The sequence below is a fragment of the Pantoea sp. M_10 genome (assembly GCF_008631515.1).
Taxonomy (GTDB): domain Bacteria; phylum Pseudomonadota; class Gammaproteobacteria; order Enterobacterales; family Enterobacteriaceae; genus Pantoea; species Pantoea anthophila.
The window spans coordinates 346020-367324 of record NZ_VWUL01000004.1; the positions used below are offsets into that span (position 1 = coordinate 346020).

The window sequence follows — 21305 nt, forward strand, 5'->3', positions numbered from 1 at the left end:
GACGGGGATTAGTTTATCTCTACCCAGCGTCAACCGTTCACGTTTTTAATGACGAGAAGTCGTTAAAGTCTATAAAGCCTAAATGAGCCGACGCCCGACCTCTTGCAATGAATGGTGCTATTTTATCTTGCCAGCAGATAAATTCTCTCTTCCAAACGGAATAGTTAATCTGGCTCTGATTTTAACCCTTATCCTTGCTGCGGATGATGTCTGATCCGTTGAGTACCGGGCCCGGCTCTATAACTTTATTGGGCGCTGGGCGTTGCGTGCCTGAAATAAATAAAGTCGCGCTTTATTTTAAAGGCACCGCCTACTCACCACCTGGTATATACGGAGATTTCCATGGCATTTTCAGGCACGAGCCGCGTCACGGCTGTTTCGCTGACAAACGGTCAGACACTGTCTCAGTTTACTGCAGACAAATTACACTCTGTTCTGAATGAACCCGCGATTATTACGCTTCAGGGCCCGCCGTCTCAGGTTTCCTCTTTTCAGAAACAGGGGCAGGATCTCATTCTCAACCTGCAGGAAAACGACTCGCTTCGCTATCAGAACTTCTTCACTGATTTTGCAGGCCAGCAGAGTACGCTGCGTTTTCAGGAGGGAAATTTACTGCATCAGGCGCGATTTGGCCGGGATGTCACAGCCGATACGCAGAGTGTCGCCACGCTTACACCAGAGTGGCATTCTTCTGACCATGCGAAGTTCTTAACGCCCCTCCCGACCCAGCCTGTGGCAGAGTCTGAGCCCGCCTTATCAACGGTGGAAACCACAGAAAGCCTCTACCTGGCTCCGACAGATCCGGCGTTAAACGGTGCAACTGTCACTTCGGGGGTTAGCAGCAGCGAAAAAAACGCCACCTTAACGCTGGCGTCCGCTGCTGAAACTTCCACTTTGAGCGCGCACGCTGCATCTGACGACATGAAGGCAACCACTGCCGCGATTCCGTTACCGGCGCTGACACTGGATCCCGTTACCGGCGACAATGCAGTGAGTTACCAGGAGGGGATCTACGGCATTCTCTTCACCGGCACCGCCGCGCACCTTGCCTCCGGCACTCCGATTGAACTGACGCTGGACGGCAGAACCTGGCAGGGCAGTGTCTATCAGGATAAGTGGCAGGTTCAGCTTTCTGACAGCGACGTCAGGACTATCCAGGACGGCAACCACCTTATAAAAGTCAGCGCAACAGACCCGGAGGGTAACAGTACCAGCCTGAGTCAGAATCTGCTCCTGATTACCCACTACAACGGCAGCAATCCAAAAGTCACCGTTAATAACATCACGCTGGCGGATGCGGTACAGCATGACGGAGACACCTGGTATCTCCTTAGCGGCACCCTGGAAACATCGCTGCCGCTCAAAAACTTTGCGGTGCAGGTTGATGATACCTTTCACTGGAATTATGCGGTGATCCAGCCGGATGGCAGCTGGCGGGCGGAAATCAGCGCGTCGGAGCTGTCTCAGGGTGGCAACAGCCTGTCGTTTGGCGTGCTGGATGGTGCGGGAAACTGGTTTGAACAGAGTGGTTATGTCACAGCCGACCTCACCACGCCGGTTGAGGGCGGGGGTAACGTTCCGCCGATCACCGACGACAATCCAGCGGATGGCGGCAATACCCCACCAGCCGACGGTGGCACGCCGGTTCCGCCCGTCAGTGCCCCGCCATCTTTAACCATTAACAGCTTTACCGGTGACGGCGTATTAAGCGCCGAAGAGAAACTCACATCACAAACGTTCAGCGGCACCACAGAAAACCTGGCCGCAGAGAGCACGCTGACCATTATGCTGAATGGTCAGTCCTATACGACAACGGTGGCAGCCGATGGCAGCTGGAGCGTCATCCTGCCAGCTGCCGATATGCAGGCGCTGCCGGTCGGGTCTAACCGCATCAGCGTCACCTTTGAAAACAGCGCTGGCGGTACGACTACCGCCAGCAAAGCGATTACCGTCGAGCCGTCAGTTCCGCCATCTGATGCAACCCCGCCACAGCCGACCATCGACACGCCGTTTGGCGATGGACTGATGAACGCCAGTGAGCGCTTTGAGCCCGTAACGCTGAGCGGCTCTACCGGCGTGACCGGGGCGGGCCAGAAGATCACCCTGGACGTGGATGGGGTTAACTATGCGGGCACCGTGGACAGCCTGGGCAACTGGTCAGTCTCGCTTTCTGCCCTCCAGCTGGCCGACGCAGAGTTAGCAGAGGGGAACCATACCATCACGGTGACCGCTACCGATCGCTGGGGCCAGTCTGGAACCAGTGAGGCAACCTTTATTACCGATACGCAGGATCCGCTTGTCAGGATTGATCCACTGGCCGGGGATGGAGTGATCGATAGTCAGGAAATCAACAGCGCGCTGGTGATCGCCGGGAGCAGTGAGGCGGGCAGCACGATTGAGGTTACCTTTGGCGCCCTGCACTGGAGTGGCATCGTCGATCAGAACGGTCAATGGCAGTTCCCGGTGCCTGCAGAAACGCTGCAGGGGATGGAGGAAGGCAGTTACTCTGTCGTGGCCAAAGCAACCGATGAAGCGGGTAACAGCCGCTCTGCCTCAGCAAGCGTGCAAATCTATGCGTCTGATGCGTTACCGCAGCTGACGCTGGATCCGGTCACCGGCGACAATGCGGTGAGTTATCAGGAGGGGATGTACGGCATTATCTTCTCCGGTACGGCTGCCCATCTCCCCTCCGGTACCCCGGTTGAACTGATTCTGGACGGCAGAACCTGGCAGGGCAGCGTCTATCAGGATAAGTGGCAGGTTCAGCTCTCTGACAGCGACGTCAGGACTATCCAGGACGGGAACTACCTCATTAACGTCAGCGCAACGGATCAGAATGGTAACAGTACCAGCCTCAGCCAGGATCTGCTGCTGATTACGCATTACAACAGCAGCAACCCAAAGGTGACGGTCAACGACATCACTCAGGCAAATCAGACAGAGCATGACGGTGAGACCTGGTACGTCATCAGCGGCACGCTTGAAGCGCCGCTGCCGCTCCAGACCTTTGCGGTACAGGTTGATGATACCTTTCACTGGAATTATGCGGTGATCCAGCCTGATGGCAGCTGGCGGGCAGAAATCAGCGCGTCGGAGCTCTCTCAGGGCGGCAACAGCCTGTCGTTTGGCGTGCTGGATGGCGCGGGAAACTGGTTTGAACAGGGTGGCTACGTCACGGTCGACCTGACTTCACCGGTCAGTGACAACAGCGGCGACCCGGTGCCGTCCGTGCCGGATAATCCCACCGACGGCGGCAGTACCCCGCCCGTGGTGGATCACCCCGGCGAGCCTGCCCCTGTCATTGATACCCCATTTGGTGACGGCTGGCTCAATCGTGCAGAGAAAAAAGAGGGCGCGACGCTGACTGGCACAACTGGCGTAACCGGTAGTGGTCAGACGGTCACCGTGATGACTGGCGGCAAACATCGCCTTGCTGAAGTCAGTGACGATGGTCACTGGAACCTGTCCCTGACGCCGGAGACAATGAAAAAAGGGTTCGGTCATGGTCAGCACGACATTGTCGTGACCGCGACTGACGCAACAGGCCACACGGCTACGATAACCACTACCTATCAGGCAGATGCCTGCGCCCCCAGAATCGCTTTTACCCATCTGACAGAAGGAGAGAAAATCGATCTTAATGCTGGCAGCCTGCAGCAGCGGATATCTGGTACAGGTGAAGCGGGCGATATCGTCACAGTCAGTCTGGGTGACCACCAGTGGCAAACCACCGTTACCAGCAAAGGCAAATGGTCCGTTCAGCCTGAGGCGCTGAATACGCACACCGCTGAACCGGGCGAGTATATGCTTACCGCAAGCATTCGCGATGCGGCAGGTAACGTTAACCACGTTTCGCACGTCATCGAGCTTTATACGTCCGATCCACAGCCAGCACCTGCGCGCGCGATGGATAGCACTTCCTTTCATCACAACAGTGATGGCCATAGCGACACACCAGAGACACAAAGCGGTGAAACGCCCTCGCCTTCTCTGTTAAATCTGCTTACCCATCTGGACAGCGTTGCCGGTCACGACACCCTGATGCCAAACGGCTCGCACGAGGCGCTGGACTTTGCCTCGCTCGGGCTGTCAGTCAGCAATAGCGGGGTCATCGACCTGAATGCCTTCAGCAGCAACAGCGTTACGCCGGAGCAAAAAGAGCAGTTACCGCTGACTGGCGATACCCGTGAGTTGATGACGATAAAAGAGGCAGAGAGCAATGCGGTCACGCTGAGTACCACTGAAGGCGGTGTCTGGAGTGAGGATGGGCAGCGCAACATTGAAGGCCATCAATACGATCTTTATCACACCCCCTCTGCCAGCCATGAGGGTTCGCTGGCTGATCTCCTCATTCAGCATAATCTGTACGCTTAACTGATCTGATCCAGCAGGCCAGGGTGGATTTACTGCCCTGGCCTTTTGCTGTCAGGCGGCTGATGGTGTTGTGAAAAATCACGCCCGCCGTCAAGCCTCCGCAACAAAATGACAACATTAATAACAAAAAAACATCTTTGTTAAACTTGTGTATAACAAAACTCACCTGTTTCACTAGGCGAAACGGTGTTTTACTGGATAAAATCAATGGAAACAGCAGGGATTCATTTTTATGTCCGCCAGGAAGGCTCAGACACAATCTGAAGTTGATGATTGCACAACAAAAATTACGCAACGTTATTAATTATGCCCTTTTTCAGATAAGGGCGAGCAAAGGAAACGGGTACAGAAAGGAATATCTCTGTGCTCAGGAAGAATCGGTATAAATTTTAAAAGAGCGCCAGATGAAGTCATCCAGACGATCATTTCTTCGGAAAACATTTTCACTCATTCCCATTGCCGCGGTCGCGGGAACAACAGCAGTCAGCGCGGTCGCATCGGCCAAAGAAAAAGGAGAAACGTTTCATTACGTCCCGGTATTTTTTAATAATGACGAGTGGCGGTTCATTTTAGCGGCTACCGACCTGCTGATCCCTGAGGATGAGTTCGGCCCCGGTGCGGTAAGTGAAGGTGTCCCGGTCTACATCGACAGACAGATGGAACTCCCCTACGGTCATGGCTACCTCTGGTATATGAGCCCCCCTTTTCAGGAGTCGATTCCGGAAATGGGCTACCAGACTAATCTGGTGCCGCGCGATATTTACCGCAGAGGGATCGCCAGCCTGAATAAATATTGCCGCGATAATTTCCAGCATAATTTTGCCGATTTAGCCAGAGACAAACAGGAAGCCATCTTACATGACCTGGATGCCGGCAAATTAAGCCTCGACGCTCTCTCCGGAAAACTCTTTTTCTCTCAATTATTACAAAACACCAAAGAGGGCTATTTAGCCGATCCCGTGCATGGCGGTAATCAGACCATGGCATCCTGGAAACTGATCGGTTTTCCGGGCGCACGCGCGGATTTTATTCAGGTAATGGAAAATCCGGACAAACCTTATCCCTTAGGTCCGGTCAGTATTTCTGGTAAGTATGGTGCATTAAAATGACGATTAAAAAAGAACCGGTTGATGTAGTCATTGTTGGCTTTGGCTGGGCGGGCTCGCTGATGGCGATGGAACTGGCATCAACGGGATTGAAGATTGTCGCGCTTGAACGGGGTGAGCAACGGGACACTTATCCTGATTTCGCCTATCCGCGCATCGTTGATGAGTTAACCTACGGCGTAAGACTTAAACTCTTTCAGAACATCTCAAAAGAGAGTGTCACGGTCAGGCACACCACTAAAGATACGGCTCTGCCCTATCGCCGTATGGGCTCTTTCCTGCCGGGCGATGGTGTCGGCGGAGCGGGCGTTCACTGGAATGGATTATTGTGGCGTCCTCTGGAAGCCGATCTCAGACTGAAAACGGTCGTCACTGAAAAATATGGTGCCAGCTTTATTCCGGGAGATATGACCCTTCAGGATTACCCTTTCACCTACAGTGAAATGGAACCCTATTTCGATAAGTTTGAGCGGATCTGCGGGGCTTCAGGCCAGGCCGGAAATCTTAATGGAGAGCGCATTGACGGCGGTAACCCGTTCGAAGCGCAGCGTGCGAATCCTTTCCCGACTAAACCGCTGCTTTATCAGTACTCCGCCATGCTGTTTGAAAAAACTGCGAAAGAGATGGGATATAACCCCTTCCCCGGCCCGGCGGCGATATGCACCGAAGCCTACACCAACCCCTATGGTGTCGCACTCGGCGTCTGCAACTATTGCGGTTTTTGTGAAAAATTTGGCTGCTACAACTATTCAAAAGCGTCACCGCAAACCACGATTATTCCGGCGCTCAGGCAGTACGACAACTTTGAGCTGCGCTGTAAATCACACGTGTTACGCGTCAACAAAGACAGTTCGGGCAAACTGGCCACCGGCGTCACCTATATCGATGAAAATGGCCGTGAGGTCGAACAGCCCGCGTCCGTTGTCATTCTCAGTGCCTTCCAGCTCCATAACGTCCGGCTGCTTTTGCTCTCTAAGATTGGTAAACCTTACAATCCGGAAACCGGCGAAGGCGTGGTTGGAAAAAATTATGCCTATCAGATGCTGGGTGGCGCCAAACTCTTCTTCAATGAAAAGACGTGGTTTAACCACTTTGCCGCTACCGGTGCCTCAGGGGCCTATATAGACAATTACAACAGTGAAAACTTCGATCACGCCGGAGTGGGCTTTATCGGCGGCAGCACCGTCTCTGCCCATGTGACCGGTGGCCGGCCGATTGAACAGACGGTCACGCCGAAGAGCGCGCCCAAATGGGGAACGGGCTGGAAAAAGGCTATCCGTGACAGCTATCTGCATAACATGAGCATTGGCGTCAGCTCCTCCGTCATGCCCTATAAACAGTGCTACCTTGACCTCGATCCGACCTACAAAGATGGTTACGGACTGCCGCTGTTAAGGATGACCTTTGACTGGCAGCAGAATGAACTCAGGATGACCCAGTTCATGGCGGGCAAAACGGAAAATATCGTCAAAGCGATCGGACCTGACTCTTACGATATGGGGTTCAAGTCCCTCTCTGCCCACTACGACGTTCGCCCTTATCAGTCCACTCACACCACAGGCGGCGCCATCATGGGAGACAGCCCGGCGACCAGCGTGGTGAATAAATATCTTCAGTGCTGGGACGTTTCCAACGTTTTCGTGGCCGGCGCAAGCTGCTTCCCGCAAAACCATGCCTATAACCCAACCGGAATCGTCGGCGCGACCACGCTCTTTTCAGCGAACGCCATAAAAACGATCTACCTGAAGAACCCCGGCCCGATGGTTCAGGCTTAAAGGAATAAGACGATGAAGATAACCTGTGTAAAGTTACTGCCCTTTTTAACTTTATTGTTTAGCTTCGCCTCTGCTGCGGAAGAGACTGCGCCGGATAACATCAGCAAGGGGAAATATATTGCTACAGCGGGCGACTGCGTTGCCTGTCACTCCATTGCGGGCAGGGAGAGTTTTACCGGGGGACTGAAGATGTCGACGCCAATTGGCGCGATCTACTCAACCAATATCACCCCCGATAAAGAGACCGGCATCGGTGACTATTCCTACGACGATTTTGCCAAAGCCTTACGCGAGGGTATTGCGAAAGATGGACGTCATCTCTATCCGGCGATGCCCTACACCGCCTATGCCAGAATTAATGATGAGGATATGCATGCGTTATATGACTATATGATGCATGGCGTTAAACCCGTCCACCAGCAGAACATAAAAAGCGACATTCCCTGGCCGCTGAATATGCGCTGGCCTCTGGCCATATGGAACAGCGTTTTTCACGACGATAAGGTTTACGCCCCTGACACCACGAAAAGCGACGCGTGGAACCGGGGTGCCTACCTTGTCCAGGGATTGGGTCACTGTGGCACCTGCCATACGCCGCGCGGCATTGCTTATCAGGAGAAAGCGCTGGATCAGCAGGGGAAAAGTTATCTGACCGGCGGAACACTGGAAGGATGGCACGCGCCCGATCTGACGGGAAATGTTAAGTCGGGACTGGGCGGCTGGTCGAATGAGGATATCGCGCTATTCCTGAGAACAGGTCGCACCAACACCTCGGCTGCTTTTGGTTCGATGACCGACGTGATTGAGCACAGTACGCAATACTGGAGCCAGTCCGATCTCAATGCGGTCGCAACCTATCTGAAATCAATCGGCTCATCGGCGTCTGAAACGCCTCCTGCACCCCGCAAAGATGCGACAACCGCCGCACTCATCAGGGGCGATGTCAGCATGCCGGGTTCCAGACTCTATATGGATAACTGTTCTGGTTGCCACCGCCTCGATGGCAAGGGGTATGCAAAAACCTTCCCTTCCCTTACCGGTAACTCTGCGGTCCTGAGTGATGACCCTTCGTCGGTTATCAGCATTGTGCTGCGAGGAGGCAAAATGGCGGTTACAAAGGATGCGGTGACCGGGCTGGCGATGCCAGATTTTGCCTGGCGTCTCAGCGACCAGGAGGTGGCTGACCTGGTGACGTTTGTCCGCAATAGCTGGGGTAATCAGGCTCCACCGGTGAAAGCGGAACAGGTCGAAAAACTACGTAAAGAGTTGCCCGAACCGACAAAGCCCACCCCTGAAAACCGGAATCAGTAAGCAGCAATAAAAAAACGTCGCGTCCCCTCCGGGCGCGACGTTTTTGTTTACAGGCACCTGCACTGATCTGCTGCCGTCTGCAACCGACAACGCTCCCGAACAGATTCGCCCCCGGATGTTGGCCGGTTCAGCCTCTGCCCGTTTCCGCATCGCTGCCGTGATGATGACCTTTAAGACGCTCGCGCTGCCGTGTTTTTCGGCCTGTCACGACCATCGCCACGATAAATACCGCGGCAAACAGCACCACAATGGTCGGCGCGGGCGCGCTGTCGATGAAGAACGAGAGATAAACCCCGCTCAGCGACACCAGCACCGATACCCCGGTTGCCACCAGCAGGGCATGTGAAAAGCGTCGGGTCAGCAGAATCGCGATCGCGCCGGGCGCAATCAACAGTGAGATCGACAGAATAATCCCCACCGCTTTCAGGGTAGCGACGATGGTCAGCGAGACCATACACAGTAAGCCGTAATGCAGCCAGCGCGCGGGCAGACCGCTTACCTGTGCCTGCTGCGGGTCGAAGCTGAACAGCATAAAATCACGCCATTTCACCACAATCACCAGCACGATAAGCACGGCGATAATCAGCGTCTGAATGAGGTCCGCTCTGTTAATACCGAGCATGTCCCCGAACAGAATATGGTCGAGATGCACCTCTGGTTTCACCGCGACATAAAGAATCAGCCCCACCGCAAACATGCCCGAGAACACAATCCCCAGCACCGTATCCTGCTTTATACGACTGTTATCCTGCAAAAAGCCGCTGGCGACGGCACAGAACAGCCCCGCCACAAACGCGCCTGCCGCCAGCGGTGCCCCCACCATCCAGGCCAGCACAATGCCGGGAAAGACTGCATGACTCATGGCATCACCCATCAGCGCCCAGCCTTTCAGCACCAGAAACACCGACAGCAACGCACAGGGTATGGACACCACCAGCGCGATGAGCAGCGCATTGTTCATAAATGCGAACTGAAAAGGTTCAGCTATCCACATCAGCCTGCCTCCTTTTTAGCCTGATGCCGGCCACGACGCCGGTTAGCCAGCAGACCATGTCGCGGTGCAAAGATGAAGGCCAGCAGAAAGAGCAGCGTCTGGGCGACCACAATAATGCCGCCCGTCGCGCCATCCAGGTAGTAACTCGCCCATGCGCCGAGGAAACTGGTGAGGCTGCCAATCGCCACCGCAATGACCAGCAGTCGCGGGAAGCGGTCGGTCAGCAGCCAGGCCGTCGCACCCGGCGTCACCACCAGACAGATCACCAGAAACGCGCCGACCGTCTGCAGTGCCGCCACGGTTGAGACCGCCAGCAGGATAAAGAAAAGGATTTTCAGCCGTTCAGGCTGCAGACCAATCGCCCGGGCGTGCTGCTCATCAAAGAAGGTCACCATCAGATCCTTCCATTTAACCAGCAGAACCGCGATCGAGATGCCGCCAATCAGCGCCAGCTGCAGGATATCCGCAGGCGCAATGGCCAGAATATTGCCCAGCACAATGGTCTGAATGTTTACCGCTGTCGGATTGAGCGACACCATAAACAGGCCAAGACCAAAAAAGGAGGAGAAGATCAGACCGATGATCGCATCCTCCTTCAGGCGGGTGCGCTGATTCAGCAACAGCATGCTGCCCGCCGCCAGGCCACCGGAGAGAAACGCCCCCAGTGCGAAGGGCAGGCCCAGCATATAGGCGCCCGCCACGCCAGGGACAATGGAGTGTGACAGCGCATCACCGATCAGCGACCAGCCTTTCAGCATCAGATAACAGGAGAGAAAAGCGCAGAGTCCGCCGACCATGGCGGAGACCCACATCGCATTGAGCATATAGTGGTAACTGAAGGGCTCCAGCAACAGTTCCATGGTCAGCGTCCCTCCTGGTGTGCACCGCGCGGCGCAATAAAGGGACGCTCATCGTCGGTGATAATCTGGTCATCCAGCCCTTTCACCATAACGTGACGCAGCACGCCGCTGAATGCGCGTTCGAGGTTAGCAGCCGTGAACGTCGTCTCCGTCGGGCCGCTGGCCAGAATGGTGCCTTTTACCATCACGGTGTAGTCGCAGAATGCGGTCACCGACCCCAGATTATGCGTGGAAACCAGCATGGTCTTGCCTTCATCGCGCAGTTCGCCCAGCAGGCTGATGATTCTGGCCTCGGTCTGAACGTCCACGCCGGTAAAAGGCTCGTCCAGAAGGATCACACTGCCCTGCTGGGCAATAGCGCGCGCCAGAAAGACCCGCTTCTTCTGGCCACCGGAAAGTTCGCCAATCTGGCGATGCCGGTATTCGAGCATATCCACCCGCGCCAGCGCCTCCGTCACACTCTGCCGGTCGTGCGCTTTGGGGCGACGCAGCAGACCCATATGACCGTAACGCCCCATCATCACCACATCATCTACCAGCACCGGAAAAGACCAGTCCACCTCTTCCGACTGCGGCACATAGGCCACCAGACTCTGACGCAGCGCCTGGCGGGTAGGCATGCCCAGAATCGAGATGCTGCCGCTGGCGAGCCGGACAAATCCCATCAGCGCTTTAAACAGGGTGGATTTCCCCGAGCCATTCACACCCACCAGCGCCGCAATCGATCCACCCGGCACGCTGAAGCTGGCATTCCGCAGCGCGGTATGGCCGTTGCGCCAGGTGACGGTAACATCGGACACCACGATAGTCTCTTTCATTGCGCGGTCTCCCCGGCTTTGAGGCCCTTCACCAGCGTCTCCGTCGTCACGCTGAGCAGATCCAGATAGGTTGGCACCGGCCCTTTAGCCTGACTCAGGGAGTCAACGTAAAGCACCCCACCATAATGTGCGCCGGTTTCTCTGGCGACCTGACGGGCAGGCTTGTCGGAGACGGTACTCTCACTGAACACTGCGGGGATGCCCTGCTTCCTGACCTGATCGATCACTTTTCTGACCTGCTGCGGCGTCCCCTGCTGGTCAGAATTGACCGGCCACAGGTAGAGCTCTTTCATCCCCAGATCGCGAGCCAGGTAAGAAAAGGCCCCTTCGCTGGTCACCATCCAGCGTTTGTTCTCCGGGATCCCGGCTATCTGCTGGCGCAGAGGTGCGATCGCAGCACTGATTTTCTGCTTATAGGCGGCGGCATTCTGGCGATAGGTTTCCGCGTTCGCCGGATCATATTTCACCAGCGCATCGCGAATGTTATCGACGTAAATCAGCGCATTGTCCGGTGACATCCAGGCGTGTGGATTCGGTTTACCGTTATAAGGCCCCTCGCCGATCCCGATTGGCGTGATGCCGGCAGAAACAATCACCTCCGGCACCCCCTCCAGGTGCTGATAAAACCGCTCAAACCAGCGCTCCAGATTGAGGCCGTTCGCCATGATGAGCTGTGCGCCCTGCGCGCGTTTTATATCGCCCGGGGTTGGCTGATACTCATGTATCTCAGCTCCCGGTTTAGTGATTGAGGTCACCTCCGCAGCCTCACCCGCCACGTTCTTCGCCATATCCGCGATGACAGTGAACGTCGTCACGACCTTAAATTTTTCTGCAGCATTACTGCTGGTGGCCATCAGTGTGGTCAGCAGCGCACTCAGTAATATCGCGGTGATTTTTTTAAATGGGGCCATACGGCACTCTCCGGAGGTGGTTAAAAACAGAACACAAATAGCCTGAGCTATTTTTTATAGCACAGGCTATACCTGTGCGAAAGCTCACCTGTGTGAAGTTTCTTCAGCGGCGGGTGTCAGATGTGAAGTTATGTAAATACCATGATTAAGATAATGAAAAAGAATGCTTTATTTCTTAACCCCGGGGTCAGTCAGTGAGAATGACGCGGGCAGAAAACAGGCTGTTTATGCCGTTTCGCTTTAAATGGAGAGCGGGTTAAGCGAATCGGCAAAAATAAGATGATTTGGAAAAGGCGATTCAGCCGGATATCGCCCGTCATGACACGAGCGTCAGAACGCTTTATCCGTTCAGGAAATGGACAATTAATATTATCTTATCGATAGGCTGAATTGATTAAGTTTCTTAATTTTTTTTGCTACAGTTAAAGTTACTTACCGCAATCACCCAGGAGAATATTGTGTATTTTTCCAGCGATGAAAAAGCAAATGTCATCATTGGCGAAGCAGCAATGAACCTGTTTACTGCCGGTCAGGAAGTCAACGTTGAACTGCTGATAAATGAGCTACAGGTCATGGCTAACTCGGAAGTTAATGAGATTCGCCTTGAAAAACTGAAATGTGCGCGTCAGTGGCTGATGGGGTTTAAAACCATCGGTTCGCGCGGCAATGCCCCGGCAAACTGGCTTTCCCGATCGTTCGGTAAAGAGTCAGCCATTCCCGCCCCGGCGGATGACATCGTCATTAAACACTGAGCATCGTACTTATCTCCCTGCCGACCTGCTTGTACAGGTCGGAGCGTCAGGGGTGATATCGATACAAAAATCTGGTACAATTTTTACCTCGCCTGACATCCTCGTAACATGCTGTTTTAAAAGCGATAGCATTTTTTGCACAAAAAAATTAACGCTAAAAATTCAAAATCCTGTACAAGTTTTGGAAAGGTGTATAATTTGCATATCCAGAGCGTGGCATTCTTAATCACTCGAGGACATCAACATGCGTCAGAACGGTCAAAGCCCGGAAACGATCAGCGATATTGCCCGTTACTTCAATCAGGCCAGCTCACCTTCCCAACAGGAGACGCTGGGATCGGTTGTCGTTGAAATTCTGCGCGCAGGCCAAACCCTCAGTCGCAAAGCGATCTGTAGCAAGCTTCTGCGTCGCCTCGAGTTCGCCGCCACACCAGAACAAGAGAATCATTTGCATGAATTGATCGCGATGCTTTTTCGCCGCGAAGATTAATGCCCTACCACGGCCCGCAGAGTAACTCAGGACGTCTGCTTTCAGCCCTCGTTCAGGAAGATTCAGTTTAGTTAAGAAGCCCAGCACTGCCTCCCCGTATCAGGTGCCCGCAATCGCACCTCCTGACGGATACGGGCCCGCAGCATGGCCATTGATTCGTAATCAGAGAAGCCAGTATGTACAGAAGTGAAGACGAGAAACTGACAGATGTCATGATCGGCGAAGCCGTTCTGACATTACTCAAGTCAGACAAACCGGTATCCAGCAATGCCCTGATCGCACAGCTTGAAGTGATGGCCGCTGCTGCCAAGGATGATGCTGCGAAGGTTTCGATTATTCGCAAAGCCATCATTGAAGTCCGTAACGGTATGGTTGCAGCACGCAAACGTGTGAAGGGTGACGTTACCGAACGTGAAAATACTGCACATCGTATGAACAGTGACGGGCCGCCTGACGGCTCCAAAAAACACTGATTGAAAAATGTTGCGTATTTGATGTGCGCGGCTGACTTTAAGCGAAGCGGCAGCCACATTAAAAAAATTTTAGGCCGGCTGGGCAAAACGAAAACAGCGTCTACACTCGTTTTTGACTTCAACCATTGCGTCTGACTCCTTTTCTTTAGAGAAAGAATAACCATGCAACACTCTTCAACAGATTCATCCATCATTGAGTATTTCCGTAGTGAAGGCGATCTGCTTGCTCAGGAAACTGAACTGCTGGGCGCAATCATTCGCGACATTGTGGCTGACCAGGGGCGCGTAACCAATAAAGCCATCATCCTCTATCTGATTGCAGAGCTGGAATGCACTTCTGACGTAGTCAGGGGTGATGTGTTGCGTAAGACACTGGAAATTGTGGTAGGCCGCACACCTGACGATGCGGGCATCTGACAGGCGGCCCTGCGCTGCATCGGTAGCGCAGGGTATCTCATTCTCCCCCATCGCTGATTATTGATTATTTCTGGCTTTTCATTATCACTTCCTTTGACGGCATGTCAGAGCGGATGACTCAATGAAAATACAATTGATATTAATTATCGTATCGCTTTCGCATATTCTGTGAAGCCGGTAAGGCAGAATGAATGATTATGAGCGCTGCAAATATAATGATGCAGAGAACAGGTAGCCTGAAATGCGGCCTCTCTCCGGCAAAAGTTACCGCAGCGTGATAATCAGATTTCTAATAACAGGCGAGAACGGTCAGACTGCCCTTTCAGCTTTAACGCTGAATACTTTGCCGTATATTTTCAGGCCAGGTGAAGGTGGCGGGGTCAGAATAGAAATGAGACTGGAGATGGCACCTCTGACTGGTGCCATCAGCCTTAATGCATTTTGCGGGTGAAGAAGCTGATTGCTTCCAGACACAGTGCTTTCAGCCGGCTGTCACGCGTCTCTTCGCTCAGGCGAAACAGCGCGTCCGTGATGTCGTGAAAATTAACCGGCTCTCCCGCCTTGATTAAATCACTGACTACCGCGCCAACCAGTGCACGGATCTCACTATCGTTGTCGTACTTCACACGACCTCCCAACGGTGTATGAATGTACAGTCTATCATTAGCGAGAAGTAAAAAACAAAAAAGCCGTTACAGCGGAAATATAAGCGAAGCGGCAGAATGTCTATTATTTAGCCAACCCCGGAATCCTCCCGGGCATTATTTCCGGCTAAGATAACAACGGCGTGTTGAATAGCAAAGGCGGCACAAGGGTTATCGCTTTACTTATATTCAGGCGATAAAGCCCCGGCTGAACAGCTTATTTACACGCTTCCGGCTTATTCATTTCCCTGCCAGCCTGCACCACCTCTCATACTGCAACATAACCCATTCGGGTAATATCATGCAGTATGATAAAACAGACTTTATTCTCCGGCTAACGGGCGGGCACATGGCAAAATTCACCCTGAAACAGATCGCTGCCCAGTCGGGACTGAGTCTGGCAACCATCGATCGCGCGCTGCATCAGCGCGGCAACGTGCATGCCCGCACAGAACACCGCATTCAGCAGGCAATAGCCGACCTGGAACTGATGCACAAAGCGGGACTGGCCAGAGGGCGGACGATCTATTTTGACGTCATCATGCATACTCCTGACCGGTTCCAGCCTTTGATCCGTGAGGCTCTCAGCAGCCAGATCGCCAGCTTTGCCGCGTTTAAACTTCAGCTGCGTTTTCACCTCGGGGCAAATCTCACAACAGAGGGGATTAACGCGCTGCTGAATAAAAATGCGCTTCACAGTCACGGGGTCATTCTTAAAGCCGCCTGCGCTGAAGCGCTCTACCCTACCCTTGAAGCCCTGCTGAAACAGCGTGTGCCGGTGGTCACCATGATGAGCGATCTGCCCGGCAGCGCACGCCTGCGCTACATCGGTATGGATAATTTTGATGCCGGAAAGGTGGCGGCCTTTCTGATGTCAAAATGGCTGCGGGTGACCCGTTCGCACATCCTGGCTGTGACCGGCAGCCATGACTTCATCGGTGAAAGGGAGCGAATCGACGGTTTTCAGCGTGCAATAGCGCAGTTTGCTCCTCAGCATCAGGTGAGCGTGGTCGCTGGTGGATATGGGATTGATGACCGGATGCATCAGTCGGTGACGCGTTTTTTGCAGCAGCATCCGGATGCAGATGCGGTCTATACCGTGGGCGGCGGGAATCCCGGCATTCTGCGCGCTTTTGCCGGAGAGAAGCGCATGCTGAACGCCTTCATCGGGCACGATCCCGATCGCGAGAACTGTGCGCTACTGCATCAGGGTAAAATCGATGCCCTGATCGAGCATAATTTACAGCTCGATGCGCTGCACGCCTTCAGAACCCTGCTGGCGTTTCATGGATTCCTGCCGGCATCTGAGCCACCCGCGCCCTACTCCAGAATCAACATCATCACCCGTTACAACATGACGGCCTGAAAAGCCTCCTCCCGGATAAAAAATCAGCGCTGAACCGGGGCCGGCTGGGGTGACAGCCTGACGTGGTCAATCAGTGCCCGCAGCTTGGGAGCCAGATTTTTGCGGCTGGGAAAGTAGAGATAGAAACCGGCAAACGTGGGCAGCCATTCGTCGAGTAACGTCACCAGCTCGCCCCGATCGATGTAGGGCCGGAAAGTTTCCTCCATCCCAAAACTGATGCCGCCGCCAGCACAGGCGGTGCGGATCATCACGCCCATATCATTGGTCGTCAGTTGCGGATTGACGGCAACATCAAACTCGCGCCCCTGCTCAGCAAACTCCCAGCGGTATGGGGCCAGGCCCGGTTCCTTGCGCCAGCCAATGCAGCGATGATGCACCAGCTCCTGCGGATGTTGCGGCGTCCCTGCACGCGCCAGATAGTGCGGTGACGCCACGGCGACCTGACGCTGAGCAACCGAGACCGGCACCGCAATCATATCCTGAGCAATCACCTCCCCCAGTCGCACCCCCGCATCATAACCCTGCCCGACAATATCAAACTCTTCATCGGTCACGGTGATGTCCAGCTCAACGTGTGGATAGGCGGTGATAAAGCTCGCCAGTAGCTCGCCCCCCAGCATGCGTTCCGCGATGGAGGAGATCGCCAGCCTCAGCTGTCCTCGTGGCTCTGCCGCCAGTTCAGCAATGTCGTTAACGGCGCGATTCAGCGCGCTGATTGCCGGGGCCACCTCGGCATAGAGTCGCTGTCCCGCTTCCGTCAGCTGAACCGACCGCGTCGTGCGCTGCATCAGCGTGATATTGAGCCGGTCCTCCAGCCGCCGCAGACTCTGACTGATGGCCGGACGCGTCACGCCCAGCTGTTCTGCCGCCAGCCGGAAGTTTCGCGTCTGTGCCACGATAACAAAAATTTCGAGCGCATTTTTATCACTGTTCATTGGTTAGTTTCAGTTACCAGTCTGTAAAGCGGTTGGTGGATTATCTTTATAATCGACCCGTCGTAAGATCGCCACTCACAACCTGAGTGGAGAGAAAAGATGACGCAGAAAGTAATTTTAATTACCGGTGCATCAAGCGGTATCGGTGCTGGCATTGCACGCGAACTGGCGAAGAGCGATGCCATTCTGCTGCTGGGTGCACGTCGTGAAAGTCGTCTGGCTGCCCTGGCGGAAGAGCTGCGCTTTAATGGTTCTGAGGTGGCAATCAAAGCGCTGGATGTGACACGCCGCGATGACGTCACGCAGTTCGTTGACTATGCGCTGGAGAAATGGGGCCGGGTGGATGTGATGATCAACAACGCGGGTATTATGCCGCTGTCGCCGATGGCGTCGTTGCGGGTGGAAGAGTGGGATCAGATGATCGACGTCAATATCAAAGGCGTGCTGTATGGCATTGCTGCGGTACTGCCGTCCATGCTGGCCCGCCAGTGTGGTCACATCATTAACATCGCATCCATCGGCGCGCTGGCGGTGTCGCCCACCGCGGCAGTCTACTGTGCCACGAAGTTTGCAGTGCGGGCGATTTCCGATGGGTTGCGGCAGGAGAACAGCGAGCTGCGCGTCACCTGTGTTCACCCCGGCGTGGTCGAAAGTGAGCTGGCATCAACAATCACCGATCCGGTAGCGGCGGAGGCGATGCAGCAGTATCGTGCCATCGCGCTGCAGCCGGACGCCATTGGTCGCGCCGTGCGTTATGCGATTGAGCAGCCGGAAGAGGTGGATGTGAACGAAATTGTGGTGCGGCCAACCCGAACCCGGCAGTAAGCAACCGGCCCGATGCACAGAGGACACCGGGCCGGCGTTTTTTTATGTCAGTAGAGTACTCTGCGGGTACGCTGTACGGTGACGGCGATCGCCGTCAGCGCTACCAGCATCAGGAAAACCCCCAGGCCAACCATGGCATTAAATCCATAGGCCTTGAAGAGCAGCAGTCCGGCGATACAGCCGCTTAAGAAGGAGAAGACCGTGGTCAGATGGGTATGCAGCACCTTCTGGAAAAAGCGACGGTCGTCCGTCTCAAGATGTACAGCGTGCGAAGTGTGAGCAAAAATCCATGAACCCAGCGCAATACCCGCATCGGTCAGCGTCCCGGTAATGTGGGTCGATCTGACACGTCCGTTGGAGAGCTGCGTCGAGGTGGCGTTGTGAATCCCCATCAGGAAGCCCAGCACGATCAGGATCTCTCCGTTATAACTGGGCCGATAGTACATCAGCTCGAAGATCGAGGCCGCCGTCAGTGCCAGCCCCTCCGCCAGAATGATCAGACAGAAAATAGTGCGTAACCGGTATTTATGCCCCACCACCACTGCCAGCCGGGCAACGGTACAGCCAAAAACGAAGGCAATAATCAGTGCCATCAGAAACAGCATGGTGTGGAGATCGCTGGTGGTAACTTCGGCAGAGATCTGCGAGGTGTTGCCGCTCATGTGCGAGGGGAAAAACCCAAACGCCCCCAGCGCCATGGCATTAAGGATACCGGCGGTGGTGGCAAGCACCAGCGCCAGCAGTCGATCTTCGGTATGCGAACGCACTTTCTTCTTTTTTATCAGCACAGGCTACCCCACATCAGGTGATTGCAATAAATCCATAAAACCTAAAGCATACAGCCTGATACGAATAATTCCTGTCAGAACCAGATAACTCTGATGAAATAAGCCATTAATTTTGCTGATTTTTATAAAGCAGATTCAGTTTACTTTTAAAAGTGTCAACGACGCGATGAAACACCGGAGCGCAATCTCAGTCTACGATAAACAGCTGCGCGCCAGCTGACGTAAAGGAACGGTGCGGTTCAGCGTCATCTGCCACCTGATAACTGACACCCGGCGTCAGAACGAAACGGCGGCCATCGGCCAGTTCGGTGTGCAGCTCACCCGACAGGCAGAGCAGGATATGGCCTTTGGTGCACCAGTGATCGGCGACATAGCCCGGTGAATAGTCCACCATCCGCACCCGGATATCGTTGAACTTCACGGTTCGCCAGGTCGCATGCCCCTGCTCGCCGGGATGGACCGTCTCTTCAATCTGATCCCACTGGGTCAGACCAAAGGGCAGATTTTCAATTTTCATCTGTTTGCCTCGCTGACGTCAGGCCAGTGCCTGAATGACCGCTTCTTCGGCGTGGATGAGCGTAGTATCGAACAGCGGGACGCTGGCATCGGTGGCATCCACCAGCAGGGTGATTTCGGTACAGCCCAGAATAATGGCCTCCGCCCCCTGCCCGACCAGCCGTGCCATGATCTCTCTGTAACGGCGACGCGAAGCGGGATTGATCTCGCCCAGACAGAGCTCGTGGTAAATGACCTCATGGACAAAGTGACGATCCTCTTCATCCGGCGTGATCACCGTCAGATCGAATTGTTCCTGAAGCCGCCCACGATAGAACGCCTGCTCCATGGTGAATCGTGTCGCCAGTAAACCGACCTTACGCAACCCCGCCTGCCGGATACGGCGTCCCGTGGCGTCGGCGATATGCAGCAGCGGTATCGTTGTTGCCGCACTGATTTGCGCGGCCACTTTATGCATGGTGTTGGTACAGAGTACGATGAATTGCGCACCGGCCCGTTCCAGATTGCGCGCCGCGTCGGCCAGTATCTCACCCGCCTGCTGCCATTCTCCCGCCGCCTGCAGCTGCTCAATGCGCTGAAAATCGACGCTGTAGAGCACCAGCTCCGCCGAGTGCAGGCCGCCCAGCCGTTCTTTAACCTGCTGATTGAGTATGCGGTAATAGAGCGCGGTAGATTCCCACGACATGCCGCCTAACAGACCGATGACTTTCACGATGCTCTCCAGATTCAGGGATGAATTCTCAGCATGCCAGATCGGCGGGGTTCAGCAATCGGTTTGTTCAGATGCAGCATTCAGCGGCCTGAAACGCCAGGCCATGATCATCAGTATCACGACGCCCGCGCTCATGATCAGCCACGCCAGGGAGAGCGATGCGCCGCTGTCGCGCACCCCGCCCGCCACCAGCGGCATCAGGGCCGCAATCAGATATCCGCCCCCCTGCACACGTGACAGCAGAATAGCCGCCTCTCTGGCGTCACGAGCATGATCCAGGGTAACAACCAGCGACAGCGGGAAGAGCGCACCGATACCCGCTCCCAGCAGCAGCGTCGGGATCAGCGGCAGCCTGTCCGGACAGAACACCAGAGTCAGCAGTCCTGCCAGCAGCAGGGCCAGCACACCGAGCAGCAGCGGTCGGCGATCGGGAAAGCGATGTAACGTTGCCGACACGATGAAGCCTGCGGCCACTTCGGTTAATGTCAGGATGGCGAGCAGATAGCCGCTGTGACGCGCACTCCAGCCCTGCTGAATATAAAAGGGAGGCAGCCAGGCCAGCACCAGCGTATAGGCCGCAGTGCCAATACCGAAAAAGATCGTCAGCAGCCCGATCCGCCTGACAGGCAGGTGTCCGGGTTTTGTCGCCCCCACACTCGTTTGCGGCGCACGCCTGACAACCCCCTGCCAGATGAGCAGCGTCACCAGCGCCATGCCGCCGGAGAGCGCCAGCGCAGGCTGCAAACCAAGCCAGGAATAGAGTGGTTCGGCAGTCGCGGCGGTCAGCGCCGCCCCCGCCATGATGCCGGTGCTGAATAGCGCCATCAGCGTTGTTGCAGCGTCAGCAAAGCCTTGCCGGATCAGCGCCGGCATCAGCGCCTGAATCACACCAATCCCTGCCCCGCCCGCCAGCGCGGTAAAGATCAGCTGAGGTACACTCAGGCTAAAACCCCGCCACAGGCAAGCCACCGTCAGACAGAGTAAACCGGCAGCGATGCCCGATACCGGCCCGAGCCGGGCGATCAGCCAGGGACCGTAGAGCGCAGCCACCCCCATCATCGCCACGGGCAGCGTAGTCAGCAGACTGAAGGTCATCGCTGACAGCCCGGCCTGCAGTTGCAACGCCGGAAACAGCGGACCGATAATAGCCAGCATGGGTCGCAGGTTGAGTCCGATAAGAAAGGCAATGGCGGCAAACAAAATGGGGAACAGTGCTGTATTTTTCATCATTGAGGCCC

The 21305-nt window shown here is 54.9% G+C and carries 20 protein-coding genes; 10 read left to right on the forward strand and 10 right to left on the reverse strand.

Annotated features, from left to right (window positions below):
- Positions 1-342: 342 nt before the first annotated feature.
- The 4 genes from F3I47_RS14150 (at position 343) to F3I47_RS14165 (ending at position 8566) form a co-directional block, all read left to right on the forward strand.
- Positions 343-4374: an Ig-like domain-containing protein gene (locus F3I47_RS14150; RefSeq protein ID WP_150029222.1), complete on the forward strand. Its 4032-nt coding sequence runs from the start codon at positions 343-345 to the stop codon at positions 4372-4374.
- A gap of 404 nt (positions 4375-4778) precedes the next feature.
- Positions 4779-5483 carry a gluconate 2-dehydrogenase subunit 3 family protein gene (locus F3I47_RS14155; protein ID WP_111207238.1) on the forward strand — a complete coding sequence of 235 codons (705 nt, stop codon included), beginning with the start codon at positions 4779-4781 and terminating at the stop codon, positions 5481-5483.
- Positions 5480-7255: a GMC family oxidoreductase gene (locus tag F3I47_RS14160; RefSeq protein ID WP_150029224.1), complete on the forward strand. Its 1776-nt coding sequence runs from the start codon at positions 5480-5482 to the stop codon at positions 7253-7255. The genes F3I47_RS14155 and F3I47_RS14160 overlap by 4 nt, the downstream gene beginning before the upstream one ends.
- A gap of 12 nt (positions 7256-7267) precedes the next feature.
- Positions 7268-8566 carry a cytochrome c gene (locus F3I47_RS14165; RefSeq protein WP_150029226.1) on the forward strand — a complete coding sequence of 433 codons (1299 nt, stop codon included), beginning with the start codon at positions 7268-7270 and terminating at the stop codon, positions 8564-8566.
- Positions 8567-8693: 127 nt separating this feature from the next.
- Here F3I47_RS14165 and F3I47_RS14170 read toward each other — a convergent pair whose 3' ends face one another.
- From F3I47_RS14170 to F3I47_RS14185, 4 genes are read right to left on the reverse strand one after another with little or no spacing between them, the layout of a single operon-like run.
- Positions 8694-9560 (reverse strand): metal ABC transporter permease, encoded by an 867-nt coding sequence (locus F3I47_RS14170; RefSeq protein ID WP_150029228.1) that lies wholly within the window; start codon positions 9558-9560, stop codon positions 8694-8696.
- Positions 9560-10420 carry an iron/manganese ABC transporter permease subunit SitC gene (gene sitC / locus F3I47_RS14175; protein ID WP_046102811.1) on the reverse strand — a complete coding sequence of 287 codons (861 nt, stop codon included), beginning with the start codon at positions 10418-10420 and terminating at the stop codon, positions 9560-9562. The genes F3I47_RS14170 and sitC overlap by 1 nt, the downstream gene beginning before the upstream one ends.
- 2 nt (positions 10421-10422) lie before the next feature.
- A complete protein-coding gene (locus tag F3I47_RS14180) occupies positions 10423-11238 on the reverse strand; it encodes a manganese/iron ABC transporter ATP-binding protein (protein ID WP_150029231.1) in 816 nt (271 codons plus the stop codon).
- Positions 11235-12149, reverse strand: coding sequence for a metal ABC transporter substrate-binding protein (locus F3I47_RS14185; RefSeq protein WP_150029232.1), 915 nt, complete (start codon positions 12147-12149; stop codon positions 11235-11237). Before F3I47_RS14185 ends, F3I47_RS14180 begins: the two co-directional genes overlap by 4 nt.
- Positions 12150-12607: 458 nt before the next feature.
- On the opposite strand from F3I47_RS14185, the gene F3I47_RS14190 reads away from it, so the two are divergent.
- The 4 genes from F3I47_RS14190 to F3I47_RS14205 all read left to right on the forward strand — a co-directional run bounded on the left by F3I47_RS14190 (position 12608) and on the right by F3I47_RS14205 (position 14281).
- Entirely contained in the window at positions 12608-12901 is a 294-nt protein-coding gene (locus F3I47_RS14190) for a hypothetical protein (RefSeq protein ID WP_009092773.1), read from the forward strand.
- 244 nt (positions 12902-13145) lie between these two features.
- Entirely contained in the window at positions 13146-13391 is a 246-nt protein-coding gene (gene ycgZ, locus F3I47_RS14195; protein ID WP_150029233.1) for a regulatory protein YcgZ, read from the forward strand.
- Positions 13392-13567: 176 nt separating this feature from the next.
- On the forward strand, positions 13568-13864 hold the full coding sequence (locus F3I47_RS14200) for a hypothetical protein (protein ID WP_150029234.1): 297 nt from the start codon (positions 13568-13570) through the stop codon (positions 13862-13864).
- Between the two features lie 162 nt (positions 13865-14026).
- Complete coding sequence (locus F3I47_RS14205) at positions 14027-14281, forward strand: biofilm/acid-resistance regulator YmgB/AriR (protein ID WP_009092770.1); 255 nt, start codon at positions 14027-14029, stop codon at positions 14279-14281.
- Between the two features lie 431 nt (positions 14282-14712).
- Here the strand turns inward: F3I47_RS14205 and F3I47_RS14210 are convergent, their stop codons facing one another.
- Positions 14713-14907, reverse strand: a complete 195-nt coding sequence (locus F3I47_RS14210) for a hypothetical protein (protein WP_009092769.1) — start codon at positions 14905-14907, stop codon at positions 14713-14715.
- Between the two features lie 367 nt (positions 14908-15274).
- On the opposite strand from F3I47_RS14210, the gene F3I47_RS14215 reads away from it, so the two are divergent.
- On the forward strand, positions 15275-16291 hold the full coding sequence (locus tag F3I47_RS14215) for a substrate-binding domain-containing protein (RefSeq protein ID WP_150029235.1): 1017 nt from the start codon (positions 15275-15277) through the stop codon (positions 16289-16291).
- A 23-nt stretch (positions 16292-16314) separates the two neighbouring features.
- On the opposite strand, the gene F3I47_RS14220 is transcribed toward F3I47_RS14215, so the two are convergent.
- Positions 16315-17226 (reverse strand): LysR family transcriptional regulator, encoded by a 912-nt coding sequence (locus F3I47_RS14220; protein WP_009092767.1) that lies wholly within the window; start codon positions 17224-17226, stop codon positions 16315-16317.
- A gap of 99 nt (positions 17227-17325) precedes the next feature.
- Between F3I47_RS14220 and F3I47_RS14225 the strand changes: the two genes are divergently transcribed.
- A complete protein-coding gene (locus F3I47_RS14225; protein WP_046102819.1) occupies positions 17326-18051 on the forward strand; it encodes an SDR family oxidoreductase in 726 nt (241 codons plus the stop codon).
- Positions 18052-18098: 47 nt separating this feature from the next.
- Here F3I47_RS14225 and F3I47_RS14230 read toward each other — a convergent pair whose 3' ends face one another.
- From F3I47_RS14230 to F3I47_RS14245, 4 genes are all read right to left on the reverse strand, one after another.
- Positions 18099-18839 carry a YoaK family protein gene (locus tag F3I47_RS14230; RefSeq protein ID WP_009092765.1) on the reverse strand — a complete coding sequence of 247 codons (741 nt, stop codon included), beginning with the start codon at positions 18837-18839 and terminating at the stop codon, positions 18099-18101.
- A 187-nt stretch (positions 18840-19026) separates the two neighbouring features.
- Positions 19027-19356: a DHCW motif cupin fold protein gene (locus F3I47_RS14235; RefSeq protein ID WP_058957266.1), complete on the reverse strand. Its 330-nt coding sequence runs from the start codon at positions 19354-19356 to the stop codon at positions 19027-19029.
- A gap of 18 nt (positions 19357-19374) precedes the next feature.
- On the reverse strand, positions 19375-20067 hold the full coding sequence (locus F3I47_RS14240; RefSeq protein ID WP_009092763.1) for an aspartate/glutamate racemase family protein: 693 nt from the start codon (positions 20065-20067) through the stop codon (positions 19375-19377).
- 51 nt (positions 20068-20118) lie between these two features.
- Positions 20119-21294, reverse strand: a complete 1176-nt coding sequence (locus tag F3I47_RS14245) for an MFS transporter (protein WP_150029306.1) — start codon at positions 21292-21294, stop codon at positions 20119-20121.
- Between the last annotated feature and the right edge of the window lie 11 nt (positions 21295-21305).

Coding starts and splice junctions, on each gene's coding strand:
- F3I47_RS14150 (WP_150029222.1), top strand. CDS start 343: ATGGCATTTTCAGGCACGAGCCGCGTCACGGCTGTTTCGCTGACAAAC.
- F3I47_RS14155 (WP_111207238.1), top strand. CDS start 4,779: ATGAAGTCATCCAGACGATCATTTCTTCGGAAAACATTTTCACTCATT.
- F3I47_RS14160 (WP_150029224.1), top strand. CDS start 5,480: ATGACGATTAAAAAAGAACCGGTTGATGTAGTCATTGTTGGCTTTGGC.
- F3I47_RS14165 (WP_150029226.1), top strand. CDS start 7,268: ATGAAGATAACCTGTGTAAAGTTACTGCCCTTTTTAACTTTATTGTTT.
- F3I47_RS14170 (WP_150029228.1), bottom strand. CDS start 9,560: ATGTGGATAGCTGAACCTTTTCAGTTCGCATTTATGAACAATGCGCTG.
- sitC (WP_046102811.1), bottom strand. CDS start 10,420: ATGGAACTGTTGCTGGAGCCCTTCAGTTACCACTATATGCTCAATGCG.
- F3I47_RS14180 (WP_150029231.1), bottom strand. CDS start 11,238: ATGAAAGAGACTATCGTGGTGTCCGATGTTACCGTCACCTGGCGCAAC.
- F3I47_RS14185 (WP_150029232.1), bottom strand. CDS start 12,149: ATGGCCCCATTTAAAAAAATCACCGCGATATTACTGAGTGCGCTGCTG.
- ycgZ (WP_150029233.1), top strand. CDS start 13,146: ATGCGTCAGAACGGTCAAAGCCCGGAAACGATCAGCGATATTGCCCGT.
- F3I47_RS14200 (WP_150029234.1), top strand. CDS start 13,568: ATGTACAGAAGTGAAGACGAGAAACTGACAGATGTCATGATCGGCGAA.
- F3I47_RS14205 (WP_009092770.1), top strand. CDS start 14,027: ATGCAACACTCTTCAACAGATTCATCCATCATTGAGTATTTCCGTAGT.
- F3I47_RS14215 (WP_150029235.1), top strand. CDS start 15,275: ATGGCAAAATTCACCCTGAAACAGATCGCTGCCCAGTCGGGACTGAGT.
- F3I47_RS14220 (WP_009092767.1), bottom strand. CDS start 17,226: ATGAACAGTGATAAAAATGCGCTCGAAATTTTTGTTATCGTGGCACAG.
- F3I47_RS14225 (WP_046102819.1), top strand. CDS start 17,326: ATGACGCAGAAAGTAATTTTAATTACCGGTGCATCAAGCGGTATCGGT.
- F3I47_RS14235 (WP_058957266.1), bottom strand. CDS start 19,356: ATGAAAATTGAAAATCTGCCCTTTGGTCTGACCCAGTGGGATCAGATT.
- F3I47_RS14245 (WP_150029306.1), bottom strand. CDS start 21,294: ATGAAAAATACAGCACTGTTCCCCATTTTGTTTGCCGCCATTGCCTTT.